The organism is Pseudomonas sp. 9Ag (assembly GCF_902506445.1).
GTDB classification, from domain to species: Bacteria; Pseudomonadota; Gammaproteobacteria; order Pseudomonadales; family Pseudomonadaceae; genus Stutzerimonas; species Stutzerimonas stutzeri_AB.
Genome location: NZ_LR733836.1, coordinates 2,399,465 through 2,417,467, shown reverse-complemented (window position 1 = coordinate 2,417,467; position 18,003 = coordinate 2,399,465). Strand labels below are relative to the sequence as shown.

Annotated in this window: 13 protein-coding genes; 8 read left to right on the top strand and 5 right to left on the bottom strand. The window is 58.2% G+C overall.

What is annotated here, in order from left to right; translation table 11 throughout:
- Positions 1 to 17 precede the first annotated feature (17 nt).
- The 4 genes from ALTERO38_RS10755 (at position 18) to ALTERO38_RS10740 (ending at position 7,463) form a co-directional block, all read left to right on the top strand.
- Positions 18 to 3,680 (top strand): translocation/assembly module TamB domain-containing protein, encoded by a 3,663-nt coding sequence (locus tag ALTERO38_RS10755; protein ID WP_159969686.1) that lies wholly within the window; start codon positions 18 to 20, stop codon positions 3,678 to 3,680.
- Between the two features lie 401 nt (positions 3,681 to 4,081).
- On the top strand, positions 4,082 to 5,434 hold the full coding sequence (locus tag ALTERO38_RS10750) for a sodium:alanine symporter family protein (RefSeq protein WP_159968378.1): 1,353 nt from the start codon (positions 4,082 to 4,084) through the stop codon (positions 5,432 to 5,434).
- 50 nt (positions 5,435 to 5,484) lie between these two features.
- A complete protein-coding gene (gene tpx, locus ALTERO38_RS10745) occupies positions 5,485 to 5,985 on the top strand; it encodes a thiol peroxidase (RefSeq protein WP_159968377.1) in 501 nt (166 codons plus the stop codon).
- A gap of 302 nt (positions 5,986 to 6,287) precedes the next feature.
- Positions 6,288 to 7,463 (top strand): NAD(P)-dependent oxidoreductase, encoded by a 1,176-nt coding sequence (locus ALTERO38_RS10740; RefSeq protein WP_159969685.1) that lies wholly within the window; start codon positions 6,288 to 6,290, stop codon positions 7,461 to 7,463.
- A 148-nt stretch (positions 7,464 to 7,611) separates the two neighbouring features.
- Here ALTERO38_RS10740 and ALTERO38_RS10735 read toward each other — a convergent pair whose 3' ends face one another.
- The 5 genes from ALTERO38_RS10735 to ALTERO38_RS10715 form a co-directional block, all read right to left on the bottom strand.
- A complete protein-coding gene (locus tag ALTERO38_RS10735; protein ID WP_159968376.1) occupies positions 7,612 to 8,907 on the bottom strand; it encodes a TRAP transporter large permease in 1,296 nt (431 codons plus the stop codon).
- Positions 8,897 to 9,373 (bottom strand): TRAP transporter small permease, encoded by a 477-nt coding sequence (locus tag ALTERO38_RS10730; RefSeq protein ID WP_102835364.1) that lies wholly within the window; start codon positions 9,371 to 9,373, stop codon positions 8,897 to 8,899. The genes ALTERO38_RS10735 and ALTERO38_RS10730 overlap by 11 nt, the downstream gene beginning before the upstream one ends.
- Positions 9,374 to 9,420: 47 nt before the next feature.
- Positions 9,421 to 10,416, bottom strand: a complete 996-nt coding sequence (locus ALTERO38_RS10725; protein ID WP_159968375.1) for a DctP family TRAP transporter solute-binding subunit — start codon at positions 10,414 to 10,416, stop codon at positions 9,421 to 9,423.
- Positions 10,417 to 10,699: 283 nt separating this feature from the next.
- Complete coding sequence (locus ALTERO38_RS10720; RefSeq protein WP_178114582.1) at positions 10,700 to 11,104, bottom strand: hypothetical protein; 405 nt, start codon at positions 11,102 to 11,104, stop codon at positions 10,700 to 10,702.
- Between the two features lie 168 nt (positions 11,105 to 11,272).
- Entirely contained in the window at positions 11,273 to 11,671 is a 399-nt protein-coding gene (locus tag ALTERO38_RS10715; protein WP_102835362.1) for a DoxX family protein, read from the bottom strand.
- A 344-nt stretch (positions 11,672 to 12,015) separates the two neighbouring features.
- On the opposite strand from ALTERO38_RS10715, the gene tig reads away from it, so the two are divergent.
- The 4 genes from tig to lon all read left to right on the top strand — a co-directional run bounded on the left by tig (position 12,016) and on the right by lon (position 17,980).
- Entirely contained in the window at positions 12,016 to 13,326 is a 1,311-nt protein-coding gene (gene tig / locus ALTERO38_RS10710; protein WP_159968374.1) for a trigger factor, read from the top strand.
- An 87-nt stretch (positions 13,327 to 13,413) separates the two neighbouring features.
- On the top strand, positions 13,414 to 14,052 hold the full coding sequence (gene clpP / locus ALTERO38_RS10705; RefSeq protein ID WP_073300029.1) for an ATP-dependent Clp endopeptidase proteolytic subunit ClpP: 639 nt from the start codon (positions 13,414 to 13,416) through the stop codon (positions 14,050 to 14,052).
- Between the two features lie 118 nt (positions 14,053 to 14,170).
- Complete coding sequence (gene clpX / locus ALTERO38_RS10700) at positions 14,171 to 15,451, top strand: ATP-dependent Clp protease ATP-binding subunit ClpX (RefSeq protein ID WP_102835360.1); 1,281 nt, start codon at positions 14,171 to 14,173, stop codon at positions 15,449 to 15,451.
- Between the two features lie 132 nt (positions 15,452 to 15,583).
- Complete coding sequence (gene lon, locus ALTERO38_RS10695) at positions 15,584 to 17,980, top strand: endopeptidase La (RefSeq protein WP_148924105.1); 2,397 nt, start codon at positions 15,584 to 15,586, stop codon at positions 17,978 to 17,980.
- The last annotated feature ends 23 nt before the right edge of the window (positions 17,981 to 18,003 follow it).

The window sequence follows — 18,003 nt, the reverse complement described above, 5'->3', positions numbered from 1 at the left end:
TGAAAATCGTCAGCGGGATGCTGTTGGCCATGCTGGCGCTGCTGCTGGTGGTTGTTTTGGCGGTCTTCCTGGTGCTCGGCACGAACGCGGGGAGCCGTTGGACGCTGAGCAAAGTACCTGGGCTGCAGCTTGAGGCGTTCACGGGTCGCCTCGCTGGTCGCTGGCAGGCGGACCGTCTGGTATGGGAGCAGGATGGTCGTCGGGTCGAAGTGGCTTCGCCGCGCATGAACTGGGCGCCCCGTTGTTTGCTGCGCAAGACCCTTTGTATCGACGAGCTGGTGACCGGCGATATCGATCTCACATTTCCTCCTGCTCCGGAGGACGAAGCAACAAGCGAACCCTTCAGTCTTCCGGATCTCGATCTACCACTCGAGCTCCGTCTTGACCGCGTCGATATCGGCGCGATCAACCTCAACGGCGTTCAACAGATGCAGCGCGCGGAGTTGCAGGCGGACTGGGACGAACAGGGCCTGGTCATTCGAGCGCTGGAGGTTCGCCGTGAAGACGTTGTTCTTGAACTCTCGGGCCGGCTGCAGACCCGAGCCGACTGGCCGTTGGTGCTGAGCGGTAGCGCGGCGATTCGCTCGCCGAATGAGCAGCCCTGGGCAGTGAAGTTCGAAGCCGACGGCGAGCTGCGTGAACATCTCATGGTCGACGTGCAAAGCCAGGGCTATCTGCAGGCCAAGCTCAGCGGATGGGTGAGACCCTTGGAGCCGGAGCTGCCGGTGAATCTACTGCTGGCGGTGGAGCGTTTCAAGGCGACCCCTGAGTTGCCCGACGCCTTGCGTCTCGAGGCGCTGGAGCTGACCGTCAAAGGTGACATGGAACAGGGCTATCGCCTGGTGGGTGATGGAAGCCTGCAGGGCGAGGGCGGGGCGGTGGATCTCGCGCTCAAGGCATTGGTCGACTTGGCCCATGCCGATATCGAAACCCTCACATTGGCTGCCGGCGAGCAGCAATACATTGATCTGGACGGCCGGATCGATTGGCAAGACGGTTTGGCTGCCGAGGCGCAGCTGGTCTGGCGTAACTTCCCCTGGCGCCGGCTCTATCCCGACGTCGAGGAGCCGCCCGTGACATTGCGAACCCTCGACGCGCAGATCCAGTACGACGAGGGCAGTTACCTGGGCAATTTCAACGCGGCGCTGACCGGTCCCTCCGGTGACTTCACGTTGCAAAGCCCGGTCAGCGGTGACCTTGAGGTCGTTCATCTGCCGCAGCTGCAACTGCAGGCTGGACAGGGCAGGGCTGAAGGAAATCTCAGCGTCGGGTTCGCTGACGGAGTCGATTGGACGACCCGACTCGAGCTGAGCGAACTCGATCCGTCTTACTGGGTCGCAGAGCTGCCGGGAACCATCGGCGGCACGTTGACTAGTAGCGGCGCCTTGCGAGAGGAAAACCTGCAAGTCGACGCCGGCCTCGATTTGAATGGCACGTTGCGCAAGCAGCCGCTCAGGCTTCAATTGCAGGCGAGCGGTGAGAACATGACCTGGAGCGTGCCGGCGGTCGATTTGCGTCTGGGCGACAACCGCATTCAGGGCAGCGGCCGCTGGGCCGAGACGCTTGAGGCGAACCTGGCCATTGATCTATCACGCCTGGGCCAGCTCTGGCCTGATTTGAGCGGCAGAATGACCGGCAAGCTTGACCTGTCGGGCACGCCAGACGCACCTCAGGGAAAGCTTGCGTTGAGCAGCACCGGGATCGCGTTTCAGGACAATCGAGTTGATCAACTGCAAGTGGCCGCGAGCCTGTCCGAGGGCGAGCGGGGCCAGCTTAGCCTCGACGCGAAAGGCTTACAGGCTGGAGCGACTGATATCGGCGAGTTGCAGCTGAGCGCCGAAGGCACGCCAACGGCGCATCAGGCCAGACTGCAACTGCAGGGCTCCTTGCTCGACCTGTCGCTGGCGTTGACCGGTGGGCTTGAAGGCGGCGATTGGCGGGGTCTGTTGACGAAAGCCGAGCTGGATGCTCAGGGACAGCAATGGGCACTGCGCGATCCCGCGTCGCTGCAGCGATTGGAGAGCGGCAAGATTACCTTCGGGGCACACTGCTGGGCCTCGGGCCGGGCCACGCTGTGCGCCGACGACCAGCGACTGCAACCTGACCCGCAGTTGCGCTATCGCCTGCGCGACTTCCCGCTTGAGTCGCTCGCCGAATACCTGCCGGAGAATTTGCTCTGGCAAGGAGAAGTCAACGCTGATCTTGCACTGGACCTGCCAAAATCAGGCCCAAGCGGGGCCATCCGTGTGGACGCTGGGCCAGGCGTTTTGCGTATGCGGGATGGAGAGCAGTGGCTGGATTTCCCCTATCAGACCTTGTCACTGAACAGCCAGCTGACCCCGAAACAGGTCGACAGCAGGTTGAGCTTCGAGGGCGGGGATCTCGGCGATCTGGATGTTCGACTGCAGGTGGACCCTAGCGGCGAGGTCAAGCCGATCTCTGGCAATTTCGAGCTAAACAATTTCGATCTTTCCGTCATCCGGCCTTTCGTTGCCCAGGTCGAGCGACTCGACGGTCAACTGAATGGCAATGGTCAGATTTCGGGCACGCTGCAGAAACCGCAGCTCGAAGGAGTGCTAAAGCTCACCGAAGGCGAGATTGCCGGTGCGGAGTTGCCGGTCAGTTTCGAGCAGCTGCAGGTGACGGCCGTTATTGATGGTGAACGGGTCCGTGCCGAGGGTGACTGGCGCAGCGGCGAGCAGGGCCAGGGACGGATTGCGGGAACAATCGATTGGGCGCAGGCGCTGGACCTCGATCTGCGTATCAATGGCAACCAATTGCCTGTGATCGTCGAGCCCTATGCTGAGCTCGAAATTGCGCCCGATCTACGCATTCAGTTGGCTGACGAGCAGCTGGCCGTCAGCGGCAAGCTGCGCGTGCCGCGTGGGGAAATCACGGTGCGAGAGCTGCCACCCTCGACGGTCAAGATATCCGAGGATGCGGTCATTGTCGGCGCCGAAGCGGAAGAGACGAAGCCGCCCTTGGCGATTCGCATGGACGTGGATGTTGAGGTCGGACAGGACAGGCTGCGCTTTTCCGGCTTTGGTCTTACGGCAGATCTTGCCGGCTACCTACACATCGGTGACGACTTCGATGCGCGCGGTGAACTCAGCCTCAACAAAGGGCGTTACCGTGCTTATGGGCAACGCCTGACGATCCGTCGCGCCCGGTTGCTGTTCACCGGTGTGCTGTCGCAACCCTATCTGGATATCGAAGCCATTCGACGTATCGAGGATGAAAACGTGATCGCGGGCCTGCGTATCTCAGGAAGCGCCGAGCAGCCGCGCGTCGATGTGTTCGCCGAGCCCGCCATGAGCCAGGAGCAGGCACTGTCTTACCTCGTGCTGGGCCGGCCGCTTGGTGCCGAGACCGGAGACAGCAATCTCTTGGCTCAGGCAGCGCTTGGGCTCGGCCTGGCGGGCAGCGCATCGATTACCGGCAACGTCGCGCAACGCCTCGGCATCGAGGACTTTCAGCTGGACACTGAGGGTAGCGGTACAGACACCAGCGTGGTGGCGAGCGGGAAGCTGACCGATCGGTTGACGTTACGTTACGGCGTTGGGGTATTCGAGCCTGCCAATACGGTCGCGTTGCGCTATCAGCTGACCAAACGAATTTTTCTTGAGGCGGCCAGCGGGCTCGCCAGCTCGCTGGACGTGTTCTACAGACGCGATTTCTGACGACTACCAAACTAAAAACTCTCGGTTATCGACTGGCTTTGGCGCTGCTCTGGGCTACGCTGACAGGCTTCCGTATGCGGCAATCTGGCGTGGCTTCAGAGGCTGACCAGTCGGTCGCTCGTTTGCACTCAGCATCCGCTTTGGATCACGCACAAAGCGTGTGGCGCCAAGTACAGAATGTGGTGGTAGGATCGCGCGGTCGCTCCTTGCATGGCGGCTGATGCAAGGCTCTAGCACGAGTCTTGCAGGTGACGGTAATGCTCCGGACATTGAAGTCGGGGTATTACCGGGTCGTTCGGGCAGCAGTTGAACTGGTGTACTCAAACTCGCCGTTTCATTGTTCGTGCCGGCTCGGCCCGTTCAGGCAAGGATGTCTAACATAATCAATAAGGGTGCCTTGAATGGAATTCCTGCAAAACCTGGTCAATAGCGTCAACGGTCTCGTCTGGGGACCGCCCATGCTGGTACTGATCCTCGGTACTGGTTTCTTTCTTATGGTCATGCTCAAGTTCATGCCATTGGCGCGTATCGGTACGGGCTTTGCGCTGATCTGGCGCGGACGTGCCAAGGGCGATGATGAAACAGGTGAGATCAGCCCGTTTCAGGCGTTGATGACCTGCCTGGCCGCTACCGTGGGTACCGGTAACATCGCCGGTGTCGCCACGGCGATCTTTCTCGGCGGTCCGGGTGCGCTGTTCTGGATGTGGTGCACGGCGTTGGTGGGAATGGCGACCAAGTACTGCGAGGTGGTGCTGGCAGTGCATTACCGCGAGAAGGATGATCGTGGCGAGCACGTCGGCGGACCGATGTATGCGATCAAGAATGGCTTGCACAAGCGCTGGCTTTGGCTGGGTGGCGCCTTTGCCATCTTCGGCGGGCTGGCTGGGTTCGGCATCGGCAACATGGTCCAGGTCAACAGCATGGCGCTGGCGCTGGAGTCGACCTTCTCGGTACCGCTGTGGGTGACCGGTCTGGTCACCATGCTGTTCGTGGGGCTGGTCATTCTCGGCGGCATCAAGCGTATCGGTGCAGTGGCTGCTGCCCTGGTGCCGTTCATGTGCGTTGCGTACGTCATTGCCGGCATCGTTGTGCTGGTGGTGCACGCCGCTGAGCTTCCTGCGGCCTTCGAGCTGATCTTCACCCATGCCTTCTCGCCGATCGCGGCCACTGGCGGCTTTGCCGGCGCGGCGGTGATGGCCGCAATTCGCTTCGGTGTGGCGCGTGGCATCTTTTCCAACGAGGCGGGGCTGGGCACGGCCGGTATCGCACAAGCTGCCGGTACGACCAACAGCTCGGTTCGCTCCGGGCTGATCGGCATGATGGGTACCTTTATCGATACCATCATCATCTGCTCAATCACTGGCCTGGCGATCATCTGCTCGGGTGTCTGGACGGGTGGCGAAAGCGGTGCGGCGCTGTCCGCTGCTGCCTTCGAATCGGCCATGCCCGGCGTGGGTGCAGCGCTGCTGACGATCGCACTGGTCGTGTTCGCTTTCACCACAATCCTTGGCTGGAGTTACTTCGGCGAGAAATGCTGGGAATTTCTGGTCGGCACCAAGGCGATCTGGCCGTTCCGTATCATTTGGGTCCTGGCTGTGCCGTTCGGTGCAATCGCCCAGCTCGATTTCGCCTGGCTGTTGGCAGACACGCTGAATGGTCTGATGGCAATTCCCAACCTCGTTGCTCTGCTGCTGCTAAGCCCTGTGGTGGTCAAATTGACCAAGGAATACTTCGCCCGCACCCACGCAGCCTGATAACCCGGGCCGTTGCTACACGCACGGCCCATGACTGAGAGGAATTAGACATGACTGAAGTAACCCTGAAAGGCAATCCGATTCAGGTTGCCGGCAACTTTCCGCAAGTCGGTCAGAAGGCCGCGCCGTTCAGCCTGGTAGGCGGTGATCTATCGGATGTGACGCTTGCTAGCTTCGCGGGCAAGCGCAAGATCCTGAACATCTTTCCAAGCATCGATACGCCAACCTGTGCGACCTCGGTGCGCAAGTTCAATGCGCAGGCCAACGAACTGGCCAATACCGTGGTGCTTTGCATCTCTGCTGACCTACCCTTTGCGCAGAAGCGTTTTTGCGGTGCTGAGGGGCTAGAGAATGTCATCAATCTCTCGACCATGCGCGGACGCGAGTTTCTCGAGCAGTACGGCGTTCTGGTTGCAACCGGCCCACTAGCCGGTGTGTCAGCTCGTGCTGTCGTTGTACTGGACCAGCACGATCAGGTGCTTCACAGCGAGTTGGTCGCTGAGATCGGTAGCGAGCCGAACTACGACAAGGCGATAGCGGCGCTTAACTAAGCTTTGTCGATAGGGAGCGGTGCAACGCCGCTTCCTTTTATCCCGGATATTGGCGACAAAAAAACAGCCGAGTCGCCCCTCTCTTTTGCCTTTAATCAATTGGCTCAATCGGTCTGCTGACGCTTAGCTTTCAGGTAGCTGGCTTTGCTAACGCAACCGTGTTTCGCCATACCGACAGGCCTGATTTACTGCGCCGTAAAATCTTTTTCTGTCGTTGCGGTCAGAGCATCGTTGCCTACTGAATGGATTCGCTTATGTCTACCTCGCAGATTAAGAAAAAGATCGGTGTATCCGGCACAGGGATGATCGCCCACTGCTTTATTCGGCTGATCAAGCAGCATTATCAGGATATTGAAATCTCGCGAGTCCTGACCCGTCGCCCGTTGAACTCTTTTACTGATTTTCCCCTGCCTGAGCGACTCACCAATTCTATTGACCATCTGATTGATGGTGCAGACCTGATCGTGGAATGCAGCGGCGATGTATTTCACGGCACCGAGGTCATTGAGCGTGCCTTCGAAGCTGGTCTGCCGGTGGTGACGATCAACGCTGAGCTGCAGGTCACCACCGGGTCGTACCTGGCTGCTAAAGGCTTCATCACCGAGGCCGAGGGCGACCAGCCGGGTTCATTGGCGGCCCTTCATGAAGAAGCCTTGATGATGGGCTTCAAACCCTTGGTCTACGGCAATATGAAGGGCTATCTGAACCACAACCCTTCGGTCGAAGACATGAGGTACTGGGCAAAACGCCAAGGCATAAGCGTAGACCAGACCACTTCATTCACGGACGGCACCAAGGTGCAGATCGAACAGGCTATTGTCGGCAATGGCCTCGGCGCGACCATAACAAAACAAGGACTGGAAGGCCTGGCTTCGACCAATCTGACTGAGTCGGGCAACCTGCTCGGCATGATGGCCGAACGGTTAGGGCAACCCTTCGTCGATTACGTGATTCCTTCCGGATATCCCGCGGGTGGAGTGTTTCTGGTCTGCCGCCACGACGACGACCAGCGTGCCGCTATAGAGTATTTCAAGCTTGGCCCTGGCCCTTATTACACGCTGGTACGCCCGTTCCATCTCTGCTCGCTCGAAGTCGGCAAAACCGTGCGTCGAGTGCTCGGTGGTGGTGATGTACTGTTGAACAACTCCACCGCACCAACCCTTGGCGTGGGGGCTATTGCCAAGCGAGCCATGCGACCAGGTGAGTTGATCGAGCGGGGCATCGGTGGTTTCCAGTTTCGCGGCGAAGCACTGAAGCTCGACCAGAACCCGGATCACGTCCCCATTGGTCTGCTGCGCAAGACGGCCCTGCGGCGTGCGGTCGAGCCGGGTCAGCTTATTACCTTCGATGACATCGATATTCTGCCCAGCCGTGCCCTAGACATTGTCATGCAACAGCGTGCTTCGACTGCGGCAAAGGTTCAGCAGAAGCCCTCGGCGGACCATGAGCGGCCAGAATTGGCGGCGATAGGCGGTTGACGCTTTTAAGGCTTGTGCCGGTGAATTGTTTCGCTCCCGCGTTCGGAGCTTAACCATGCTTAAAAGTAGGCGATCTCGATGATCGGTATCGCCTGTTTCGAGGGTCTACTCGAACTCTCTATGTGTCTGATCGGGCAGACCCTCTGAGCTAGACCGCATAGCCCAGTATCCGAGGCAGCCACAGCGCGATTTCAGGAAAAACGGCCACCAAAATCAGCGCGCTTCCCATCACCAGAACGAATAGCATGGCCCAGCCGACCGTTTGCTCCAGGCGGATCTTGGCAACCTCGGCGGTGACTAGCAGGTTTATCGCTACCGGAGGGGTGAACTGGCCAATCGCTATGTTCATCGCCAGTAGGATGCCGAACCACACCGGATTCCAACCGAAGTGTTGCATCACGGGAATCAGTATCGGCATCAGGATCAGATAGATGGAAATCGCATCCAGCAGCATCCCGGCCAGCAGTACTGCGATCATCACCAGGATCAGCAGCACCGCACTGTTGTCAGACAGCGAAATCAACCATTCGGCCAGATGGCGGAAAGTACCCAGCATGGTGCCGGCCCAGGCAAATATTCCGGCCAGCGCGATGATCAGCATCACTACGCCGGAAATCACTGCTGCCTCGCCGCAGAGCCGCCACAGGTTCCTCCAGTCCAGTTCGCGTGTAACGAACAAGCCAATGACCACGCCATAGGTCACGCCGGCCACTGCGGCTTCGGTGGGTGTGAACAGGCCGCTGCGCAAGCCGCCTAGAATCAATACGGGGGCGAAGAGTGCCGGCAATGCTTGACGAAAGCTTTCACCAAGCGGCGGGCGCTCAGCACCTTCCGGGTTCTCCCAGCCGTAGCGGCGCGCCAACAGCCAGGCCGGTAGCAGCAACACGAGGCCTGCAATGATTCCCGGGAAAAGGCCGGCTGCAAACAGTGCTCGTAGGTCGACGCCAGGGACCACGATGGAATAAAGAATCAGCGCAATGGACGGCGGGATCAGAATCGCTGTCGAGGCGGAGGCGGCTATCAGCGTTGCCGAGAATGGCTTGGGATAGCCGGCGCGAGTCATGCTCGGCAGCATCACCATGGCAACTGCGGCTGCATCGGCCGGGCCGGAGCCGCTCATACCGCCCATGATCAGGCAGACCAGGATTGCGACCATCGCCAGACCGCCATGGCGTGGACCGATCAAGGCCTGAGCGAAGCGCACCAGACGCAGCGCGACGCCAGATTTTTCGAATACCAGGCCGGTAAGGATGAACAGCGGAATCGCTATCAGGGGGTATTTGGCAACACCGTTGTAGGTGTTGGTACCAAGCGTCGCAAGCATGTCCGGTGAAAGGCCTGTAACGATGCCAATGGCGCCGGAGAGCGCCAGAGAAAATGCAACCGGTACGCCAACCAACAACAGCAGCAGGAAGCTGGCAAGCATCCAGAGGTCAGGGCTCATCGGTGAGCCTCCCGCGCAATCGATCGATCGTCATTTGGGTCAAGCGCACGACCATCAACAGCGCCAGCAATGGCAGCCAGACCACGTACCACCAGTTCGGCAGCCCGAGACCGGGAGATTCGGATTCCCACTGGTATTCCTCCAGTGCGAACTGTCCGCCGTACCAGAGCACCATACCGAGCACCGATACGCAGGCCAGCCACTGCAACAAGATCAGCGGAGTGCGCAGTCGCGGAAACATTCGCTCGGCAAATCCGATGCGGATGTGGCGGTTGCTGCGCATGGCCACCGACGCACCGGCGAAGGTGAGAATCACAAGGAGAAAAACGGAGATTTCTTCGGTAAAGGCGAAGGAGGCATCGGTGAAGTAGCGCACCACCACATTGCCCAGGCTGATCAGGCTGATGACCACCAGCGCCAGGGTGGCCAGCACGCGCTCAAGGCGCGCGTCCTGTCGATTATTCATGAATTTCCTCGACGCCCGGCTGCATCATGCGGCCGGGCTGAACGGTTTTACTTTGCCACGGCGGTGCGGGCTGCTTCGACCAGGTCGGCACCGATCTTCGACGTCCACTTATCCTGCACGCTGCGAGTCGCGTCAGCGAACGCCTGTTGCTCGGCCTCGCTCAGCTCGGTTACCTCGACGCCGCGTGCGCGAATGTCTTCGAGGCGCTTGGCCTCGCTGTTGCGCGACAGCTCGATTTCCCACTTGCCAGCGTCTATCGCGGCCTGACGCAGCAGTTCGCGGTCGGCTTCTGGCAGCTCCTTCCAGACACGCTGGTTGACCGCGAAGATCAATGGGTCGGCCATGTAATGCCAGAGCGTCAGATATTTCTGCCCGACCTGATCGACCCGCGCCACGTCGAACACGGATAACGGATTCTCCTGCCCATCAACAGCGCCGGTGGTCAATGCGGGTTTGGCGTCCGCCCAGCTCATCTGGGTCGGATTGGCCCCCAGTGCGGTGAAGGTGTCTTGGAAGAGCGGTGAACCCACTACACGGATCTTCAGGCCTTTCAAGTCGTCGGGCGTCTTCACGGGCTTGACCGAGTTGGATATCTCCCGGAAACCGTTCTCACCCCAGGCCAGCGGAACGATGCCGCGTTTCTCGATGGCGGCGAATGCTTGCTCGCCGGCATTCCCCTGCGTGATGGCGTCGAGGTCGGCGCTGTCTGCCATGAGGAAGGGTAAGGAGAAGAGGTTGAGCTCCGGAACTTGTGGCGACCAGTTGATGGTCGATCCGACAGCCATGTCGATCAATCCGGAACGCATCGCGGAGAATTCCTTGGTCTGGTCGCCCGCGACCAGTTGTGCGTTCGGGTATACACGCAGGGTGATTTCGCCTTTCGAGCGCTCCTCAACCAAGTCAGCCCACTTTTGGGCGGCCTGGCCCCACGGGAAGGCGTCGGAAAGCACAGTGGAAACGGAGTATTCACGAGCCGAAGCGGCGAAGGTGGCAGAGAGCGCAACGGCAGCAGTCAGCGCAGTTAAGCAACGAGTCAATTTCATGAGGCGTCCTTGTTCGGATCGGTCTTTTGGTTGTTATTGACGAACGGCCGAGCACCGACAACAGCGATCGGCTCAGTGATGGCAGGTGAGCCATCGAAACGCGCGGGTGGCGCGAAGGACGCGGCAGGCTGCCGACGGTAGGAAGCAGCAGAACTCGCAAGGCGTCATAAGCAGTGCCAGCCTTGTGGGCTAACAGCAGGCCAGCCGAATAAGCTGGTCGTACAACTATCGCAGATGGCGGCAACGAGTGCCATCGCCGCGCCTTCGGTCGTTGCGTGGGTTGTCACGCATCGCGCAACAGGTCGTGTGCGTTGAGCAAGCTGAAGGCGATTTCCGGGCGCTTTTCCAGGCCGCGGCGGATCGCCGCCGGGATCGATTGCCGGGTCTTGCGGCACAAGCCTGGTAACTCCTCAATGTCAATGCGGATGCCGCGCATGCTGCGCACTTCGTTGAAGCCCGGTGCGATATGAAGGCGAACCCCGAGCTGTTCATAGATTCGTCGCTGCATACGCTCAAGATCGGCAAGGTCTTCCAGGTTTTCCAAGCGGGAAAGCAAGCGGTTCTCCTCTTGGCGGGTCAGCCGGAGGATGCGCAGGTCACTGCTACCGGGCGCTTCGAGCAACTGATCGCGCCCGCAGATGCAGGCGGCAGGCGGGCAGGGCTGACGTATTGGCACGGAAGCGGTCATGGACTGATCATAGGCACGATCGTTGAGGTGTTAAATATCTCGCAGCCGAAGCGGTCCGGCACGTAGCGTCTTCTTCTGGCTCAAACAACGTTCTTCAATGCTTGTCTTGAAGAGGTAACAAGCGTATCGGCGTCTGCCGACGAAGGCCGGAACGGGGAAATGCTCTCGTCAGTTATATCGCCCAGCGGTCCCGCCAATACTGAACCTGCCTGCACCGATGAGGGCGACGGCGATGGATCCAAACAGAAACATGCCTTGAAGCTCAAGAGCCCAGCCACCCATTTGGCCGAGCGAGAACAGCTCCTGTAGATGGGCGAGTCCAAATGCGACGAGCATGTTGCCTGCTATGAGCAACGCACCAATTCGGGTGAATACGCCCAGAATCACCAAGGCCGGCGCAATCACCTCACCTATATATACGCCATAAGCCAAAAAAGCGGGCAGCCCATGACTGGATAGCATGCCTGCGATCCCGTCGATACCGTTCTGTAGCTTGAAAAGGCCATGCAGGAGAATAAGCACACCCAGCGAAACCCTTAACACCAGCTTTCCAAAATCATCGGCCATGGTTCGTTCATCCTTCATCTTCAGGGTCGGTGGCGGCGCAAATAAAAGATAGACGACTCACGCCGGGCATGCACTAAAGCCGCAGTAGAGGGCGCGGTAGGCGGCCTGCTTTGCCCGTCCGCGCTGGGTGAGTGTGTTGGTTGCAATCCCGTTTTTTTGAATAGCGTCAGCGGCGCCGTGTACAGCTGGTAGCGTTTGGCGTTTCGACAGCTATAAACGAACCCCGCGCGACTCTGTTTTCTTGTGCCTTATCAGCGGGGTGACTTCTCCGATACGAGCCACTAGAATGCTTGCCCATTCTGGGGCCGGAATGCCGGCTTATGTCTGTGCAACGAGGAAAATCCATGCAAGTTTCTGTTGAAAGCACCTCCGCTCTTGAGCGCCGCATGACCATTGGCGTGCCGGTCGAGCGCATCGAGACCGAAGTCAACAAGCGTCTGCAACAGACCGCCAGCCGTGCAAAGATCCCAGGCTTCCGTCCCGGCAAGGTGCCGATGAGCGTTATCCGCCAGCGTTACGAGGCGGCTGCACGTCAGGAAGCATTGGGTGACATTATTCAGGCTACCTTCTACGAGGCTGTCGTTGCCGAGAAGCTGAACCCGGCTGGCGCTCCGGCGGTCGAGCCTAAGGTGTTCGAAAAGGGCAAGGATCTGGAGTACGTCGCAACATTCGAAGTTTTCCCCGAATTCAAAGTAGCCGGTCTGGACGCTATCGAAGTCGAGCGTCTGCAGGCTGAAGTGGCTGATGCTGACGTAGACAACATGCTTGAAATCCTGCGCAAGCAGAACACCCGCTTTGAAACGGTTGATCGTGCTGCCGAAGATGGTGATCAGCTGAACATCGATTTCGTTGGAAAGATCGACGGTGAAGCTTTCGCTGGCGGTTCGGCGCAGGGTACGCAGCTTGTTCTGGGCTCCGGTCGTATGATTCCTGGCTTCGAGTCCGCACTGGTTGGCGCCAAGGCAGGCGAAGAGAAGGTCATCAATCCGACCTTCCCCGAGGACTATCAGAATCTAGATCTGGCAGGGAAAACGGCTGAATTCACTGTTACTGTCAACAGCGTAGAGGCTCCGCAACTGCCGGAGCTGAACGACGAGTTCTTCGCTCAGTTCGGCGTGCAGGAAGGCGGTCTTGAAGGCTTCCGTGCTGAAGTCAACAAGAACATGGAGCGCGAGCTGCGCCAGGCTATCAAGACCAAGGTCAAGAACCAGGTCATGGAAGGTCTGGTTAGCGCCAACCCGATCGAAGTGCCAAAGGCCCTGATCGACAACGAAGTGAACCGTCTACGTGTTCAGGCCGTTCAACAGTTCGGCGGCAATATCAAACCTGATCAGCTGCCTGCTGAGTTGTTCGAAGAGCAGGCCAAGCGTCGTGTCGTGCTGGGCCTGATCGTTGCCGAGGTGGTCAAGCAATACGAGCTGAAGCCAGACGATGCACGCGTCCGCGAGTTGATCGAGGAAATGGCGTCCGCTTATCAGGAGCCGGAGCAGGTCGTGTCCTGGTACTACAAGAACGATGAGCAGTTGAACGAAGTTCGGTCTGTTGTGCTCGAAGAGCAAGTTGTAGATACTGTTCTGCAGCAGGCTAAAGTGACCGACAAATCGGTCTCCTACGAAGAAGCAGTGAAGCCTGCGGAAGCCCCGCAAGCTGCCTGAGATCCTTCAATCGTTTAATGCACATTCATAAGCCAGCCTCGAGCTGGCTTATGTCTTTGCGGCGTAATTTAGGGAGTATCGTTGGACATGTCCGGCAATCCGTTTATGCAAGCACCAGACATTCAGGCCGCCGGCGGCCTCGTGCCGATGGTTATCGAGCAGTCCGCTCGTGGCGAGCGCGCGTACGACATCTATTCCCGCCTCCTCAAAGAGCGGGTGATCTTCATGGTCGGCCAGGTCGAAGACTACATGGCCAACTTGATCGTCGCGCAGATGCTGTTCCTCGAGGCCGAAAACCCAGAGAAGGATATTCACCTGTATATCAATTCGCCTGGTGGGTCGGTGACTGCCGGCATGGCTATCTACGACACCATGCAGTTCATCAAAGCAGATGTTTCTACAACCTGTATCGGTCAGGCGTGCAGCATGGGAGCATTCCTCCTGGCTGGCGGGGCCAAAGGCAAGCGATTCTGCCTTCCGAATGCCAGGGTGATGATTCATCAGCCACTTGGTGGGTTCCAAGGGCAGGCGTCGGATATCGATATCCATGCCCGTGAGATCCTTTTCATTCGCGAGCGTCTGAATCAGTTGCTGGCCCACCATACGGGTCAGGACCTGGAAACGATTGAGCGCGACACCAATCGCGACTACTTCATGAGTGCCACACGGGCGCTGGAATACGGGGTTGTCGATGCGGTTCATGAGAAGCGGCAGTTGCCGGTCTAACGCTGGTCTAGGAGGGCGTAGTTAGCGGGCATCCGTCATGTGCGCTGTGCGCGCCCTTGAAAATGCCTGCATTTGCCTTCATCTTGTATTACAAGCCTTCCCCGATTGGATCGATCGAATGACTGACACCCGCAACGGCGAGGATTCCGGCAAGCTGCTCTATTGCTCTTTCTGCGGCAAAAGCCAGCATGAAGTACGCAAGTTGATTGCCGGCCCCTCGGTTTTTATCTGTGACGAGTGCGTCGACCTTTGCAATGACATCATCCGTGAGGAGGTGCAAGAAGCACAGGCCGAGAGCACATCGCAAAAGCTGCCTGCTCCCAAGGAAATTAGCGGCATCCTCGACCAGTACGTGATTGGTCAGGAGCGCGCGAAGAAGATCCTGGCTGTGGCTGTGTACAACCATTACAAACGACTTAACCAGCGCGATAAGAAGGAAGAAGTCGAGCTGGGCAAGAGCAACATACTGCTCATTGGGCCGACCGGCTCAGGCAAGACGTTGCTTGCGGAGACGCTGGCCCGGTTGCTGAATGTTCCCTTCACCATCGCGGACGCTACCACGCTGACTGAAGCCGGGTACGTGGGCGAAGATGTTGAGAATATCATCCAGAAGCTGCTGCAGAAGTGCGATTATGATGTAGAAAAAGCCCAGATGGGTATCGTCTATATCGATGAAATCGATAAGATTTCGCGCAAGTCTGACAACCCGTCGATCACTCGCGATGTCTCGGGTGAAGGCGTGCAGCAGGCGCTGCTGAAGCTGATCGAAGGCACGGTCGCCTCTGTTCCGCCGCAGGGTGGCCGTAAGCATCCGCAGCAGGAGTTCCTGCAGGTAGATACACGAAACATTCTGTTCATCTGCGGCGGTGCCTTTGCCGGCCTTGAGAAGGTTATTCAGGGTCGCTCGACCAAAGGCGGGATCGGTTTCAATGCAGAAGTTCGCAGCATGGACCCAGGCAAGAAGATCGGTGAGTCGCTGCGCTCGGTTGAGCCGGACGATCTCGTCAAGTTTGGTCTGATCCCTGAGTTCGTGGGTCGTCTGCCTGTGATCGCGACCCTTGATGAACTCGACGAGGCGGCGCTGATTCAGATCCTAACGGAGCCGAAGAACGCGCTGACCAAGCAATACAGCAAGCTTTTCGAGCTGGAAGGTGTCGATCTCGAGTTCCGGAACGATGCCCTGAAAGCAGTGGCAACTCGGGCGCTAGAGCGCAAGACGGGTGCCCGAGGTCTGCGTTCGATTCTCGAGGGTGTGTTGCTGGATACCATGTATGAGATTCCTTCCCAGAAGGACGTCAGCAAGGTTGTCATCGACGAGAGCGTCATCGAAGGTACATCTCAGCCGCTGCTGATCTACGAGAACAGCGAGCCGCCTGCCAAGGCCGCGCCTGACGCGTGACAGAACAAGGGGCCTCCGGGCCCCTTTGCTTTTCTACAGACTCCTTGTTTTTTGCGTTGCGCGCCCTCATCTTGATCGCCAAGGGTATGAATTTCCCGTTTACCGCCGTATGGCCGTCGTAGAGCTGAATTTATGAAGACAACCATCGAATTGCCCCTTTTGCCGCTGCGCGACGTAGTGGTCTACCCGCACATGGTGATTCCGCTGTTCGTTGGGCGGGAAAAATCCATCGAGGCCCTTGAAGCCGCCATGGCTGGCGACAAGCAGATATTGCTCTTGGCCCAGAAGAACCCTGCCGACGACGACCCAAGCGAAGACGGGCTCTATCGTGTGGGTACAGTCGCGACGGTGCTGCAACTGCTGAAGCTGCCGGATGGCACTGTAAAAGTGCTTGTTGAAGGCGAGCAACGTGGCGTCATCGACCGCTTTTTCGACGTCGAGGACCATTGTCGAGCCGAGGTTGCACTGATTGACGAGTCGGAGATCGAAGAGCGCGAAGCGGAAGTTTTTACTCGCAGTCTTCTGAGCCAGTTCGAGCAGTATGTTCAATTGGGTAAAAAGGTCCCCTCAGAGGTGCTTTCCTCGCTTGCAAGCATCGATGAGCCGGCGCGGCTGGTTGACACCATGGCCGCGCACATGGCGCTCAAGATCGAGCAGAAGCAGGCGATTCTCGAAATCACCGATCTGCCGGCTCGTGTCGAACATGTGCTGGCCTTGCTTGATGCTGAGATAGACCTCCTGCAGGTTGAGAAGCGCATCCGTGGCCGCGTCAAGAAGCAGATGGAGCGCAGTCAGCGTGAGTACTATTTGAATGAGCAAATGAAAGCCATTCAAAAAGAGCTGGGCGACATCGATGAAGGCCACAACGAAGTTGATGATCTCAAGAAGCGTATCGAGAATGCCGGGCTTAGCAAAGACGCCTATGCCAAGGCGACGACAGAGCTGAACAAGCTTAAGCAGATGTCGCCTATGTCGGCAGAAGCTACCGTAGTGCGGACTTACATCGATTGGTTGGTCAACGTGCCGTGGAAAGCGGCTAGCAAGGTTCGCCTCGATCTCGCCAAAGCTGAGGAGGTGCTCGATACCGACCACTATGGCCTGGAAGAGGTCAAGGATCGAATTCTTGAATACCTCGCGGTGCAGAAGCGTGTAAAGAAGCTGAAAGGTCCGGTTTTGTGCCTGGTGGGTCCGCCAGGCGTGGGTAAGACTTCGCTCGCCGAATCCATTGCCCGTTCGACCAATCGTAAATTTGTGCGTATGGCACTGGGCGGGGTACGAGACGAGGCCGAGATTCGCGGGCATCGTCGCACCTATATCGGCTCTATGCCCGGTCGGTTGATTCAAAAAATGAGCAAAGTCGGGGTTCGCAACCCACTGTTCTTGCTCGACGAGATCGACAAGATGGGCAATGACATGCGTGGAGATCCTGCATCTGCTCTGCTTGAAGTCCTTGATCCTGAACAGAATCACAACTTCAACGATCACTATCTGGAAGTCGACTACGACCTGTCCGACGTGATGTTCCTGTGCACCGCGAACTCCATGAACATCCCAGCCCCGCTGCTTGATCGCATGGAAATCATTCGGCTGCCCGGCTATACGGAAGACGAGAAGATCAACATCGCCATTCGCTACCTTGTCCCCAAGCAGGTCCAGGCCAATGGGCTGAAGAAAACCGAACTGCTGTTCGATGATGAGGCTATCCGCGACATCATTCGCTATTACACTCGCGAGGCCGGGGTTCGCGGGCTGGAGCGGCAGATAGCGAAAGTATGCCGCAAGGTAGTGAAGGAGCATGCGGCCGAGAAGAGCTTTGAAGTCAAGGTGACTGCAGAGTCGCTGGAGCACTTCCTGGGCGTTCGCAAATTCCGCTATGGGCTTGCCGAGCAGCAAGACCAGGTCGGTCAGGTTACCGGCTTGGCATGGACTCAGGTGGGCGGCGAACTACTTACCATCGAAGCTGCGGTTGTGCCTGGAAAGGGTCGGCTGACAAAAACCGGGTCATTGGGCGATGTGATGGGGGAGTCGATTACGGCTGCCCTCACGGTGGTGCGTAGTCGCGCTAAAAGTCTTGGTATTTCCGTCGATTTTCACGAGAAACAGGATATCCATATCCATGTCCCGGAAGGTGCCACGCCCAAAGATGGTCCTAGCGCAGGGATCGGCATGTGTACCGCACTGGTCTCGGCATTGACCCAAATTCCGGTTCGGGCCGAGGTCGCTATGACCGGAGAAATTACCCTGCGTGGACAGGTCCTCGCTATCGGTGGCTTGAAAGAGAAACTGCTCGCGGCACACCGTGGCGGTATCAAGACGGTGATCATTCCGGAAGAAAATCAGCGTGATCTGAAAGAGATTCCTGACAATATTAAGCAGGACCTGCAGATTAAACCGGTCAAGTGGATTGACGAAGTCCTCCAAATTGCGCTGCAATACGCGCCGGAGCCCTTGCCCGATGCGGCTCCTGATATTGTTGCAAAGGATGACAAGCGCGAGTCTGATTCCAAGGAGCGAATCAGCACGCATTAGTCCGAAAGGCTTTGTTAACACAT